This is a genomic window from Amycolatopsis sp. NBRC 101858, from assembly GCF_030269325.1.
GTDB lineage: Bacteria > Actinomycetota > Actinomycetes > Mycobacteriales > Pseudonocardiaceae > Amycolatopsis > Amycolatopsis ponsaeliensis.
In genome coordinates this window covers 456,115-469,229 of sequence record NZ_BSTD01000006.1, presented here as the reverse complement: position 1 = coordinate 469,229, position 13,115 = coordinate 456,115, and the positions used below count along the sequence as shown (strand labels likewise).

Genomic DNA, 13,115 nt, shown 5'->3' with positions numbered 1-13,115 from the left:
GAATAGGGTCGATTCCGTGCCCGCCCCCTCACGTCATTCCCGCCTGTCCGCCGACGGTCCCGTGCTCGACGGGATCCCCGAGCACGGCCGCGTCCCGCGCTACTACGCGGTCAAGGTCGAGCTGCTGGCGGTGATCGCGGAACTCGGCGAAGGATCGGTGCTGCCCACCGAACGGGAACTGTGCGAGCGGTTCGAGGTGTCGAGGGCGACCGTGCGGCAGGCGGTCGGCGAGCTGGTGCTCGAGGGCAGGCTCAGCCGGCGGCAGGGGAGCGGCACGTTCGTCGCCGGCCCGAAGCTCGTCCAGCCGCTGGCCCTGGTGAGCTACACCGAAGGGCTGCGGCGGCAGGGCATCCGGCCGGGTCGCACCGTGATCACGCTGGAGCGGCGCCTGGCCGGCAGCGCGCTGGCCGCCGACCTGCAGGTCACCTCGGACGCCGAAGTGATCCACATCGAGCGGGTGCTGCTGGCCGACGAGGAGCGCGTCGGCCTGGAGTCGACATATCTCCTGGCCGAGCGGTTCCCGACGCTCCTGGAGGTGTTCAACCCCGAGCAGTCGCTGTACGCGTGCCTGAGCGAGCAGCTCGGCGTGGTGTTCGACGGCGCCGAGGAGCGCGTCGAGACGGTGCTGGCGACCCCGCGCGAAGCCCTGCTCATCGGCACCAACCCGGCCCTGCCGATGCTGCTCATGCACCGCATCTCGTGGGGTCCGGACGGCGCGCCGTTCGAGCGGGTGCGGTCGCTGTACCGCGGTGACCGGCTCAGCTTCATGACCCGCCTCGGCCGCGCCTGAGGCGTCACGTTCTCCGGAGCGTCCTCGTTCCTCCCGCACGAACCGAAAGGGAGGACGTCATGAACACCGCTTTGTGGGTCGGCCAGGTGCTGCTGGCCGCGATCTTCGCCCTGTCGGGCGCGCTGAAGTCGACGATGTCGCGGCAGCGGATGCTCGAAACCGGCCAGACGGGGGCGGCGGCGTACCCGCTGCCGGTGGTGCGGTTCACCGCGATCTGTGAGCTCTTCGCCGTGGTGGGGCTGATCCTGCCGGTGCTGCTGGGCATCGCCCCGGTGCTGACGGGCTGGGCGGCGGTGGGCCTGGCCGTGGTGATGGTGGGCGCGATGGCGATGCACGGCCGGCTGGCGGTCGTGCAGCACAAGCCGGCGGAGTGGCGGAACGTCGGGATCAACGGGGTGATCTTCGCGGTGTGCCTGTTCGTCGCCGTCGGCCGGCTGTGAAGATAACGAGCCGGTAACTCATCCGGTCCAATATTGGGCGGCCCTTCACCCCGCGTTCGCCGAGGGGCCAGCGGCTGTTGACGCGCTCCGGAGAGCGTGGGCGGCGTGCGAATCCTCATCGTGGGCGGTGGCGTGCTCGGCACGCTGCACGCCTGGCAGGCCGTCGAGCGCGGCCACGACGTCGTCCAGCTCGAACGCGAACCCGAGGCGCGCGGGGCGTCCGTGCGCAACTTCGGGCTCGTCTGGGTCGGTGGCCGCGCCTCCGGGAGCGAACTGGCCACCGCCCGGCGGGCGCGGACGCTCTGGGAAGGGGTCGGCGAGCGCGTCCCGGGCCTGGGCTTCCGCGCCAACGGCTCGCTGACCGTCGTCCGGACCGAGGCCGAACTCGCCGTCGCGCGCGAAGTCAGCGAAGGCGCCGAAGCGTCCGAACGCGGTTACCAGCTCCTCGACGCCACCGAGACCCGTGCGCTGAACCCCGCGCTGAAGGGCGATTTCCTCGGCGCCCTCCAGTGCGAGCGTGACGCCGCCGTCGAGCCGCGCACCGCCCAGCCCGCCCTGCGTGCCGAACTGGCCGGGACCGGCCGCTACACCTGGCGGCCCGGCCGCGAGGTCCGGCACCTCACCGGCACCGGCGTCGTCGACGACCGCGGCGAGCGGCACGACGGCGACGTCGTCGTCTTCTGCACCGGCGCCCGGACCGGCGGCCTCGTCCGCGAACTCGCCGGCGACCCGCCGGTGCGGCGCGTCCGGCTGCAGATGGCCCAGACCGAGCCCCTGGGCGAAGAGCTCACCACGAGCGTCGCCGACGGCGACAGCTTCCGCTACTACCCCGCCTACCGCGGCGCCTCCCTCGACTCGCTGAACACCGCGCAGCCGCAACGGGAAGTCGCCCGGGCGCACCGCATGCAGCTGCTGCTGGTCCAGCGGCTCGACGGCTCGCTCACCATCGGCGACACCCACGAGTACGACGAGCCCTTCGCCTTCGACGTCACCGAAGACCCTTACGAGCACCTCGCCGACGTCGCCGCGGGGTTGCTCGGCCGCCCGCTGCCGCGCATCCGCCGCCGCTGGGCCGGCGTCTACGCGCAGACCGCCGACACCGGCCGGATCGTGCACCGCGCCCGCGTCGCGGACAACGCGTGGCTCGTCACCGGGCCGGGCGGGCGCGGCATGACCTGCGCACCCGCCATCGCCGAAGACACCGCCGGGGAGCTGGGCCTGTGACCACCGAACTCGTCGTCCTCGACATGGCCGGCACGACCGTCGCCGACGACGGCCTGGTCGTGCGGGCCTTCACCGCCGCCATCGAAACCGCCGGCGTGCCCGAGGACCGGTACCCGGAGATGCTCCGGTACGTCACCGACACCATGGGCCAGTCGAAGATCACCGTCTTCCGCGCCCTCCTCGGCGGCGAAACCCGGGCGCGGCAAGCCAATTCCGCGTTCGAAGCCGCCTACGGGAAGCTCGTCGAGGCGGGGGAGTGCACGCCGATCCCCGGCGCCGAGGACGTCGTCCGCGGCCTGCGCGAGAACGGCGTCAAGGTCGCCTTCACCACCGGCTTCGCACCCGCCACCCAGCAGGCCATCCTCGACGCGCTCGGCTGGCGCGACCTCGCCGACCTCGCGCTCGCGCCCGGCGACGGCGTCCGCGGCCGGCCGTTCCCCGACCTCGTGCTCACCGCCGCGCTGCGGCTCGAAGTCACCGACGTGCGGCGGATCGCCGTCGTCGGCGACACTCCTTCGGACGTCCTGTGCGGGCTTCGCGCCGGCGCGTCCGTCGTCGCGGGCGTCCTCACCGGTGCCGGGCGCCGCGAAGACCTCCTCGAAGCCACCCACCTCCTCGGCTCCGTCTCCGAACTCCCCGCCGTGCTCGAAGGAGAACCCCGTTGAAGAAGACCCTGGCCACCGCGTTCGCCGTGGCGCTGCTCGCCCTGCTGTCCGCCTGCGGTGGCACCGGTGCCGCGTCGGCCGGCGGCAAGACCGTCACCGTGTACACAGTGGACGGACTGGAAGACTGGTACACCGCCCGGTTCGCCGAGTTCGAGCGGCAGACGGGCATCACCGTCCAGGCCGTGACGGCCGGCTCCGGCGAGGTCGCCTCCCGCGTCGAGAAGGAGAAGGCCAACACCCAGGCCGACGTCCTCGTGACGCTGCCGCCGTTCATCCAGCGCGTCGCCGGCCTGCTGCAGCCCTACACCCCGGCGGGCGGTGACCAGGTGCCCGACAAGGACGCGCAGGGCCGCTACTTCGCGATGATGAACAACTACCTCAGCTTCATCCGCAACCCGGGCGCCACCCCGAAGACCTGGGACGACCTGCTCGACCCGAAGCTCAAGGGCAAGGTCCAGTACTCGACGCCCGGCGAGGCCGGCGACGGCACCGCGGTCCTCCTGCAGCTGCAGCACGTGCTCGGCGAGCAGGGCGCGCTCGGCTACCTCGGCAAGCTGGAGGCCAACAACGCCGGGCCGTCGTCGTCGACCGGCAAGCTGCAGCCCAAGGTGGCCAAGGGCGAGCTGCTGGTGGCCAACGGCGACGTCCAGATGAACCTCGCCGAGATCGCCAAGAGCGGTGGGTTCGACGTCTTCTTCCCGGCCGACGCGCACGGCGAGCGCTCGACGTTCGCGTTGCCCTACTACGCCGGGCTCGTGACGAACGCGCCGCACGCCGGCGACGCGAAGAAGCTGCTCGACTTCCTGTTCTCGCCCGAGGTCCAGGGCAAGGCCGCCGACGCGTTCGGCATCCCGGGCCGCGCCGACGTCCCGGCCACCGGGCCGAACGCGGCGAAGATCAAGGCGGCGCTCGACGGCGTCGAGATCTGGCGGCCGGACTGGACCGCCGTGCTCGGCAAGCTCGACGCCGACCTGGCCGCGTACAAGAAGGCCGTCGGCCGATGACCCCGGCCGTCGAGTTCCGCGGTGTCTCCGTCCACTTCGGACGGACGAGGGCGCTGGACTCCCTGGACCTCTCGGTGGCCCGGGGCGAAACCCTCGCCCTGCTCGGGCCGTCCGGCTCCGGCAAGTCGACGGCGCTCAAGGCCCTCGCCGGGTTCGTCCGGCCGGACGCGGGGCGGGTGTTCCTCGACGGCGAGGACGTCACGGACCTGCCGCCGCACCGGCGTGGCCTCGGTGTCGTCGTGCAGAGCTACGCGCTGTTCCCGCACATGCGCGTCGACGCCAACGTCGCCTTCGGGCTCAAGGCCCGCCGGGTGCCGCGGGCCGAGGTGGCTGCCCGCGTCGCCGAAGTCCTCGACCTGGTCGGCATGGGTGCCTACGCCCGGCGGTTCCCCCGCGAGCTGTCCGGCGGGCAGCAGCAGCGGGTCGCCCTCGCCCGGGCGCTCGCCATCCGGCCCGGCGTGCTGCTGCTCGACGAGCCACTGTCCGCTTTGGACGCCGCGCTGCGCGAGGACATGATCGCCGAGCTGCTGCGGCTGCGCGCCGAACTGCCGGACACGACGCTCGTCTACGTCACCCACGACCAGGGCGAGGCACTGGCGCTGGCCGACCGCATCGCCGTCATGCGCGACGCGCGGCTGGTCGAGGCGGGCTCGTGCGAGCAGCTCTACCGGCGTCCCGCGACGGAGTTCACCGCGAGCTTCCTCGGCGCGGCCAACCTCATCCCGGTCGACCTCGTCAGCCACGGGACGCCGGCGACGGTCCGGCTCGGCGAGCGCGTGCTGACCGCCGAGCCGACCGGCGCCCTCGGCCCGGGCCCGGTCGCCCTCGGCGTCCGCCCGCACCGCGTCGGTGTCGGCGCACCCGGCGCGGACACCCTCCCGGCGCTGGTCCGGGCCGTGCGGTGGCGCGGTACCGGCTACCGCCTCGACCTCGAGCTGGCCGGCGGCGCGACGATCCGGGCCGAGGTGTCCGAGACCTTCGCCGTCGGGGCGGCGGTGGGCGTGTCGATCCCGGACGGCTGCCCGCTGGTCGAGGTCGGCACATGACCGGCGTCGCGCTCGAAGCCGTGGTGACGCGACCGCGGTCCACCCGCGGACTGTGGCTGCTGCCGCCGCTGGTGGTCGTGGCCGTGTTCTTCGGGTATCCGCTGGTCCTGGTGGCCGGGCAGTCCCTGACCACGGACACCGGGTTCGGCCTGGGCGTCTGGGCCGAGGTGCTCGGCTCGGCCGAGTTCCAGGACGCGGCGTGGCAGACCGTGCTGCTCGCGCTGGGCGCGACGACCGGGTGCGTGCTGCTCGGCACGTTCCTGGCGCTGGTGATCGCGTTCGTCCCGTTCCCGGGCGCGCGGACGCTGTCACGGCTGGTCGACACGGTGCTCGCGTTCCCGTCGTTCCTCATCGCACTGGCCTTCACGTTCCTCTACGGCAGCGCGGGCGTCTTCGGCGCGGGCGGGTTCCTGTACTCGCCGTGGGGCGTGCTGCTGGCCGAGGTCACCTTCTACACGCCGTTCGTGATGCGCCCGGCGCTCGCGGCGTTCGGCCAGGTCCCGGGGGTGCACCTGGACGTCGCGGCGTCGCTGGGCGCGCGTCCCGGGCGGGTGCTGGCGCGGGTCGTGCTGCCCGCGGCGCTGCCGTCGCTGGCCTCGGGCGCGTGCCTGACGCTGCTGCTCGCGCTGAACGAGTTCGGCATCGTGCTGTTCCTCGGCGCGAAGGGTGTCACGACGTTGCCGATGCTGGTGTACGGCAAGGGGATCGTCACGTTCGACTTCCCGGCGGCGAGCGTCGTCGCGCTGGTCGACGTCGCGATTTCGCTGCTGTTGTACGGGAGTTACCGGGTGCTGGCGAGGAGGGGTCGCGGTGCTGCTGTGGACGCGGCGTAGCAAGGTGCTGCTGTGGCTGGTGTTCGGCGTGGTGTTCGCCGTCGTCGTCGCGGCGCCGCTGGTGATGATCGTGCTCGCGTCGGTCGCCGGGCACTGGACCGGCGTGCTGCCCGGCGGGCCGACGTTCGGCCACTACGCCGACGCGCTGTCGGGGGAGACGTTCGCGAGCCTGTCGGTCAGCGTCCAGACCGGCGTGGTCGCGGGTGCGGCGGCGGTGCTGCTCGGCACCTGGGCGGCGCTGGCGGCCGAGACCGCGCCGCGGCGGGTGCGCCACGCCGCCGACACGCTGTTCCACCTGCCGATCGCGGTGCCGTCGGTGGTGCTGGGACTGGCCCTGCTGGTGGCGTTCAGCAGGCCACCGCTGGCGTTCAACGGGACGCGCTGGATCGTGCTGCTCGGGCACCTGCTGATCCTGCTGCCGTTCGCCTACAGCACGGTGACGGCGGCGCTCGCCCGCGTCGACCCGCAGCTCGCGCAGGCGGCGGCTTCGCTCGGGGCGTCCCCCGCGCGGGTGATGTTGCGGGTCCGCGTCCCGGTGCTGCTCCCGGCGATGACGGCGTCGGCGAGCCTCGCGCTGGCGATGTCGATGGGCGAGCTCGGCGCGACGATGATGCTGTACCCGCCGGACTGGCGCACGCTGCCGGCGAGCATCTTCGCGCTGACCGACCGCGGCCAGGTGTTCCTCGCGTCGGCGGCGACGGTCGTGCTGCTCGGGGTCACCCTCGCGGGTGTGCTGCTGCTGGGCCTGGTGCGCGGCCGGGCAGCTCATCGCTAGCGCGATGCAACCTGGCGGGGGTCCGCTCCGTCTGGCAGGTATGCGCACGACGGTGAAACTGCTGGGAACGGGCTTGGTGCTGCTCGCGGCGACGGCCTGCGGGGCCGCGACGAGCGGCGCGGGGGCGCCGGCCGCGAGCAGCACGGGGCCGGAGACGCCGACCACGTCGGCTTCGCCGCCGGTGTCCGGATCGCCCACGGTCGCGCCGCCGCCGTCGCAGACGGTCGGCCGCCCGACGCAGGGCATCGCCCTGGGCGACGACGCCATCGCCGAGACGCAGATCGACGCCCGCACGCTGCCCGAGGGCTACCCGCGCACCCTGGTCCGGAGCGTGGACGGCAAGACGCTGACCCTGCAGGCCGAGGAGGGCGGCTGCCGCCGCGTCTCCGCCCACGTCGGTGAGCAGACGGCGCAGCAGGTGGCCGTGCTGATCGCCGTCACCGCGGCGAAGAAGGGCCAGATGTGCCCGGACTACATCAGGGAGATCACGATCCCCCTGGCGCTGGCGGAGCCGCTCGGGACGCGCACGGTCGTCCTCCGCCAGGGCTGACCCGCCTCGAGGACGCTGGGAGGGCCGTTCCGGGATGCCCGGAGCCGCCCTCCCAGACCACGTCCGGGCACCTTCCCGGGAAAGTGCCGCTCGGGAAGCTCTCCCAGTCGAATCGATCTTCCGTGCAACCCCTCGCGGCCCCCGTTCCGTCTTCGGGACATGAGGTACTCAGCAAAGGTGGTCGGGACAGGCGCGATGCTGCTGATGGCGACAGCCTGCGCCGGCCAGAACGTGCCCATCAGCCAGCCCGCCGCCGGGGGAACCTCCGCGGCACCGACCGGCAGCGTTTCGACGTCGCCGTCGCCGAGTGAGTCGGTGCTGCCGGGGACGCCGTCGGCCAACCCGCCGGGCAAACCCCGGCTGACCGTGCCCGAGGGCAGTACCCCGGTGCCGCCGAACAAGGTCGACGCCGCGGCTTTGCCCGCCAACTACCCGCACGAGGTCTGGACGGCCAACGGCGGCACCATCCTCAACATCCGCGCCCAGGAAGGTGGCTGCGGTCACGCCCTCGGCGAGGCGACCGAGCAGGCCGGCGACCGCGTCGTCGTCAACCTGAGCGAGACCAAGGCCCAGACCGGCCAGATGTGCACCATGGACATCCGGTACCCGGTCATCTCGGTCGCCCTGGCGGCGCCGCTGGACCAGCGCACCGTCGTGTTGAAGACGACCAAATGATCTAGGGTCGGGTGATGGGAAGCCGCCAGGTCTCACGCACCGCGATCGTCGCCACGACCCCGGAGAAGATCTTCGGGCTCCTCGCCGATCCGGCCCAGCACCCGCTCATCGACGGATCCGGCACGGTCCGGGCCGCCCAGTCGGGCGGTCCGGACCGCCTCACGCTCGGCGCCAAGTTCGGCATGGACATGAAGATGGGCGCGTCGTACAAGATCCTCAACACCGTGGTCGAGTTCGAAGAGGGCAGGCTGATCGCCTGGCGCCACTTCAACGGGCACCGCTGGCGCTGGCGCCTCGAGCCCCTCGGCGACGGCCGCACCGAGGTCACCGAGACGTTCGACTGGTCGACGGCGAAGTTCCCGCTGGCCATCAGCCTCAGCCCGTTCCCGCGCAAGAACGCCGACGGTATCGAGAAGACCCTGGCGCGGCTCGGGGAGCTGTTCCCGGCCTGACGAGGGCTCCACCCCAATTAGTTGTACAGTGCTTAATATTGTCCGTGCAACTAATGTGGGAGTGCAGTGCCGCAGCCGGTGCGACGGCGGGTGGTCCTGGCCACCTGCTGCCTGAGCCTGTTCATCGTCGGGCTCGACAACACGATCGTGAACCTCGCGCTGCCGTCGATCCGCCGTGAGTTCGGCGCGTCGGTCTCGAGTCTGCAGTGGACGATCGACGCGTACACGATCGTGCTGGCCGGCCTGCTGATGCTGTCCGGCTCGACCGCGGACCGGATCGGCAGGCGCCGGACGTTCCAGACCGGGCTCGCGGTGTTCAGTCTCGGCTCGCTGCTGTGCGGGCTGGCGCCGAACATCGGGCTGCTGGTCGCTTTCCGGGCGCTGCAGGCGATTGGCGGGTCGATGCTCAACCCGGTCGCGCTGTCCATCGTCGCCAACGTCTTCACCGACCCCCGCGACCGCGCCCGCGCGATCGGCGTCTGGGCCGGGGTGAACGGGCTGAGCCTGGCGGTGGGGCCGGTGCTCGGCGGCGTGCTCGTCGCCTGGGCGGGCTGGCGCTCGATCTTCTGGATCAACGTCCCGGTCGGCGTGGCCGCGATCGTGCTGACGGCGCTGTTCGTCCCGGAGTCCCGCGCTCCGCGGCCGCGCCGCCTCGATCCGGTGGGGCAGCTGCTGGTGATCGTCCTGCTGGTCTCGCTGACGTACGGGATCATCGAGGGCCGCGGTTCGGGCACGCCGGTGATGGTGGGCTGCTTCCTGGTCGCCGCGGCGGCGCTGGCGGTGCTGCTGCCGTACGAGCGCCGGCGCCGGGATCCGTTGCTGGAGCTCAGGTTCTTCCGCAGTGTGCCGTTCTCCGGTGCGACGCTCACCGCGGTCGCCGGCTTCGCGGCCCTGTCGGGGTTCCTGTTCCTCAGCACCCTCTACCTCCAGGAGACCCGCGGCTTTTCGGTGCTGCACGCGGGGTTGCTGACCCTGCCGATGGCGGTGCTGACCGCGGTGGGCGCGCCGCTGTCGGGCCGGATGACCGGGGCGCGCGGGCCGCGGCTGCCCCTGCTGGTGGCCGGCGCCGGGATCGCCGCGGCCGGCGTCGTGCTGGCCGGGATCGGCCCGGACACGCCGATTTCGCTGGTGGTGACCGGTTTCGTGTGCTTCGGCATCGGTTACGGCCTGCTCAACGCGCCGATCACGAACGCGGCGGTGTCCGGGATGCCGCGCGAGCAGGCCGGCCTGGCGGCGGCGGTGGCGTCGACGAGCCGCCAGGTCGGGACGTCGCTGGGGGTGGCGGTGGTCGGCGCGGTCGTGGCGGGGAGCGCCGGGACGCCGGCGGGCACGGGCCGGGTGGTGTGGCTGATCGTCGCGGGCTGCGGAGCGGTGGTGTTCGCACTGGGCCTGGTGACGACGGGCCGCTGGGCCACGGCGACCGCGGCGCGGGTGAGTGGTCCGGACCATGATGACGCCCCGGTGAGCTGACCTCGGCGGAACTGCCCTGCTGAGTGCCACCTGCGTGGCCAGTGGTCCGGACCAGTAGGACCACTCCGCCGTCGAAGCCGTCGAAAAACTTGTCCGGATTCCGGTGAACCGCCGCTGTTACCGAGCCGTATCCATGAGTGAGGTGGTGATCAGAAAGGAGGGGCCCATGCCCCGGTTGAGCAGTGGTCGGCACCGCAAGCAGGCAACGGTCGGTCTGGCCGCGTTGCTGGGGGTCGCCGGCGTCACCGCGACCGCCATCGCGCTGAGCAGTCCCGCGGGCAACGCGGCCGAAGCGCCGAAGGAGAACTGCGGAGGGCTCGACACCGCCCTGCAGAACAACCTGAACTTCATCGCGGGCCAGCAGGCGAACCCGGACGCGCAGTCGGCCGCGCGGATCGCCAACCGGCAGGCGGTCGTCGACCTGATCCAGCAGCGGCGGCAGGTCGCCGGCTGCACGGCGAACGTCGCCGCGAACAACGGCCAGGCCGCGCAGGCGCCGGCCCAGCAGGCTCCGGCCCAGCAGGCGCCGGCCGCGCAGGCCCCGGCGCAGCAGGCGCCCGCGCAGCAGAACCAGAACCAGGCCGGGGCGAACACCGGCAACCAGGGCGCGACGGGCGACGTCGTGTGCGCCGGCTCCACCGTGACGCTCTCGGGCGAGGGCGGCGCGCCGGCCGCGTCGAGCAACCAGTTCCCGGCGGGGACGAAGCTGAAGGTGACCAACCTGGACAACTCGAAGTCCACGACGGTCGAGGTGACCTCGGTGTCGGGCAGCTGCACGCTGCTCAACAACGCGGCCTTCGAACAGGTTCGGGAACCCGGAAAGTTCCTCATCCGGCGCGCACGCATCGAGCGCGTCGGCTGAGGGAGCAGGGAAGAAAGGGGGCACCGGCGGCGGGCCGGTGTCCCCTTCCCTTGCGTCCTAACGGAAGCTGATCTGCAGCACCGGGTCGCCGGTGCTGGCGAAGAAGTCGTTGCCCTTGTCGTCGATGACGATGAACGCCGGGAAGTCCTCGACCTCGATCTTCCAGACGGCTTCCATGCCGAGCTCGGCGTACTCGAGGACGTCGACCTTCTTGATGCAGTCCTGCGCGAGCCGCGCGGCCGGGCCGCCGATCGAGCCGAGGTAGAAGCCGCCGTGCGCCTGGCAGGCGTTCGTGACCTGCTTCGAGCGGTTTCCCTTGGCCAGCATGACGAGTGAGCCGCCGGCGGCCTGGAACTGCTCGACGTAGGAGTCCATCCGCCCGGCCGTGGTCGGCCCGAACGAGCCGGACGCGTAGCCCTCCGGCGTCTTGGCCGGGCCCGCGTAGTAGACCGGGTGGTTCTTCAGGTACTCCGGCATTTCTTCACCGGCGTCGAGGCGCTCGGCGATCTTCGCGTGCGCGATGTCGCGGGCGACGACGAGCGGCCCGGTGAGCGAAAGCCGCGTCTTGACCGGCAGCTGCGAGAGCTGGGCGCGGATCTCGGCCATCGGCCGGTTGAGGTCGACGCTCACGACGTCGTCGGAGAGGTCCTCCTCGGTGACGTCGGGGAGGAAGCGGGCCGGGTCGCGCTCGAGCTGCTCGATGAAGACGCCGTCCGCGGTGATCTTCGCCTTGGCCTGGCGGTCGGCGGAGCAGCTGACGGCGACGCCGACCGGGCAGCTCGCGCCGTGGCGGGGGAGCCGGATGACGCGGACGTCGTGGCAGAAGTACTTGCCGCCGAACTGCGCGCCGATGCCGAACTGCCGGGTCATCTCGAGGACCTGCTGCTCGAGGTCCCGGTCGCGGAAGGCGTGGCCCAGCTCGGAACCCTCGGCCGGCAGGTTGTCGAGGTACCGCGCCGAAGCGAGTTTTGCGACCTTCAAGTTGAACTCGGCGGACATGCCGCCGACGACGATCGCGAGGTGGTACGGCGGGCACGCGGCGGTGCCGAGGCTGCGCAGCTTCTCGTCGAGGAAGCGCGCGAGCCGCTTCGGGTTCAGGACGGCTTTCGTTTCCTGGTACAGGAACGTCTTGTTGGCGCTGCCGCCGCCCTTGGCCATGAAGAGGAACTCGTAGGCCGGGTCGTCCTGGCCGTCCTTGTGGTAGAGCTCGATCTGCGCGGGCAGGTTGGTCCCGGTGTTGCGCTCGTCCCAGAAGTTCACCGGCGCCATCTGCGAGTAGCGCAGGTTCAGCTGCTGGTAGGCGTCGAAGATGCCCTGCGAGAGCGCGCGCTCGTCGTCCCCGCCGGTGAGGACGCCCTCGCCGCGCTTGCCGATGACGATGGCGGTCCCGGTGTCCTGGCACATGGGGAGGACGCCACCGGCGGAGATGGCGGCGTTGCGCAGCAGGTCCATCGCGACGAAACGGTCGTTGCCGCTGGCTTCGGGGTCGTCCACGATCGCGCGCAGCTGCTGCAGGTGTGACGTGCGCAACAGGTGCTGGATGTCGGTGATGGCGGTCCGCGCGAGGGTGGTCAGCGCGGCGGGATCGACCTTGAGGAACTTCCGCCCGGCGGCTTCGACGGTCTCGACGCCCTCGTCGGTGACCAGCCGGTACTCGGTGGTGGTGTCCTTGCCGAGGGGGAGGACTTCGGTGTGCTGAAACGTGGTGGTGGACGGCACTGCCAGGCTCCTTTGCCAGCTCCGGGATCGGTCCACCCTACGCACGCTGTTCGGGTGCGGGGCAGATGCACCCGATCACTGTGGGCCACCCCACGCACCTGGGGGGTCGGCTCACGTACTCGGAGGGTCGGCTCACGTACCTGGGGGGTCGGCTCACGAACCGACTGTCTGGGTACGTGAGCCGACTGTCTGGGTACGTGAGCCGACCCTTCGGGCGCGGGCTCCGTGTCCCCCACCAACCCCGAAGCCCGATTGTGACTACGGCCGGCAGTACCGCGTCAAGGCGGGAAAGATGCCTTGACCCGGCACCGCCGGCCGTGTTCTGGCTTCGGATCGGGGTTGCCGGGGGGGGTCTGGCTGGCTGGTGTGCGTGTGCGGGAGGGGTGCGGGTTGTGCTGTCGGCTTGCTTGCCTTCGCGGGAGCTGGTCGGGAGGCCGGGTCCACCCCGACGGACCCGACCTCCCGGGGAGAGCGCCCGGATGCGTGCACATCCGGTCGCTTGGTCTGCGCCGGTGCCGGTGGAAGCCGCTAGACGAATGTGGCGTGACGCACGTCATAAGTCAACGCGGCCGAACGGGTGTCGGCGACAGGTTGCTACCCCGGTCCCGTG

At 71.9% G+C, this 13,115-nt stretch carries 14 protein-coding genes; 13 read left to right on the top strand and 1 reads right to left on the bottom strand.

Annotated features, from left to right (window positions below; genetic code table 11):
• Window positions 1-16: 16 nt before the first annotated feature.
• The 13 genes from QSK39_RS41325 to QSK39_RS41265 all read left to right on the top strand — a co-directional run bounded on the left by QSK39_RS41325 (window position 17) and on the right by QSK39_RS41265 (window position 10,786).
• Complete coding sequence (locus QSK39_RS41325; RefSeq protein ID WP_086681579.1) at window positions 17-790, top strand: GntR family transcriptional regulator; 774 nt, start codon at window positions 17-19, stop codon at window positions 788-790.
• Window positions 791-849: 59 nt separating this feature from the next.
• Window positions 850-1,230 carry a DoxX family protein gene (locus tag QSK39_RS41320; RefSeq protein ID WP_284745199.1) on the top strand — a complete coding sequence of 127 codons (381 nt, stop codon included), beginning with the start codon at window positions 850-852 and terminating at the stop codon, window positions 1,228-1,230.
• Between the two features lie 105 nt (window positions 1,231-1,335).
• Entirely contained in the window at window positions 1,336-2,454 is a 1,119-nt protein-coding gene (locus QSK39_RS41315; protein WP_285483253.1) for a TIGR03364 family FAD-dependent oxidoreductase, read from the top strand.
• The gene (locus tag QSK39_RS41310; RefSeq protein WP_285483252.1) at window positions 2,451-3,119 is read left to right on the top strand and encodes a phosphonatase-like hydrolase; all 669 of its coding nucleotides are present in this window, start codon (window positions 2,451-2,453) and stop codon (window positions 3,117-3,119) included. Before QSK39_RS41315 ends, QSK39_RS41310 begins: the two co-directional genes overlap by 4 nt.
• On the top strand, window positions 3,116-4,123 hold the full coding sequence (locus QSK39_RS41305; protein ID WP_285483251.1) for a 2-aminoethylphosphonate ABC transporter substrate-binding protein: 1,008 nt from the start codon (window positions 3,116-3,118) through the stop codon (window positions 4,121-4,123). The genes QSK39_RS41310 and QSK39_RS41305 overlap by 4 nt, the downstream gene beginning before the upstream one ends.
• Entirely contained in the window at window positions 4,120-5,169 is a 1,050-nt protein-coding gene (locus tag QSK39_RS41300) for an ABC transporter ATP-binding protein (RefSeq protein ID WP_285483250.1), read from the top strand. The genes QSK39_RS41305 and QSK39_RS41300 overlap by 4 nt, the downstream gene beginning before the upstream one ends.
• Window positions 5,166-6,002, top strand: a complete 837-nt coding sequence (locus tag QSK39_RS41295) for a 2-aminoethylphosphonate ABC transporter permease subunit (protein ID WP_285483249.1) — start codon at window positions 5,166-5,168, stop codon at window positions 6,000-6,002. Before QSK39_RS41300 ends, QSK39_RS41295 begins: the two co-directional genes overlap by 4 nt.
• Window positions 5,980-6,777 carry an ABC transporter permease gene (locus QSK39_RS41290; RefSeq protein WP_285483248.1) on the top strand — a complete coding sequence of 266 codons (798 nt, stop codon included), beginning with the start codon at window positions 5,980-5,982 and terminating at the stop codon, window positions 6,775-6,777. Before QSK39_RS41295 ends, QSK39_RS41290 begins: the two co-directional genes overlap by 23 nt.
• Before the next feature lie 52 nt (window positions 6,778-6,829).
• The gene (locus QSK39_RS41285) at window positions 6,830-7,327 is read left to right on the top strand and encodes a hypothetical protein (protein ID WP_285483247.1); all 498 of its coding nucleotides are present in this window, start codon (window positions 6,830-6,832) and stop codon (window positions 7,325-7,327) included.
• Between the two features lie 159 nt (window positions 7,328-7,486).
• Window positions 7,487-8,002, top strand: a complete 516-nt coding sequence (locus QSK39_RS41280; RefSeq protein ID WP_285483246.1) for a hypothetical protein — start codon at window positions 7,487-7,489, stop codon at window positions 8,000-8,002.
• A 14-nt stretch (window positions 8,003-8,016) separates the two neighbouring features.
• Window positions 8,017-8,454 carry an SRPBCC family protein gene (locus QSK39_RS41275; protein ID WP_285483245.1) on the top strand — a complete coding sequence of 146 codons (438 nt, stop codon included), beginning with the start codon at window positions 8,017-8,019 and terminating at the stop codon, window positions 8,452-8,454.
• Between the two features lie 66 nt (window positions 8,455-8,520).
• Window positions 8,521-9,924 carry an MFS transporter gene (locus QSK39_RS41270; RefSeq protein ID WP_285483244.1) on the top strand — a complete coding sequence of 468 codons (1,404 nt, stop codon included), beginning with the start codon at window positions 8,521-8,523 and terminating at the stop codon, window positions 9,922-9,924.
• Window positions 9,925-10,090: 166 nt separating this feature from the next.
• The gene (locus tag QSK39_RS41265) at window positions 10,091-10,786 is read left to right on the top strand and encodes an SCO2207 family protein (RefSeq protein WP_285483243.1); all 696 of its coding nucleotides are present in this window, start codon (window positions 10,091-10,093) and stop codon (window positions 10,784-10,786) included.
• 57 nt (window positions 10,787-10,843) lie between these two features.
• On the opposite strand, the gene QSK39_RS41260 is transcribed toward QSK39_RS41265, so the two are convergent.
• Window positions 10,844-12,505, bottom strand: a complete 1,662-nt coding sequence (locus tag QSK39_RS41260) for a fumarate hydratase (protein WP_285483242.1) — start codon at window positions 12,503-12,505, stop codon at window positions 10,844-10,846.
• Window positions 12,506-13,115 lie beyond the last annotated feature (610 nt).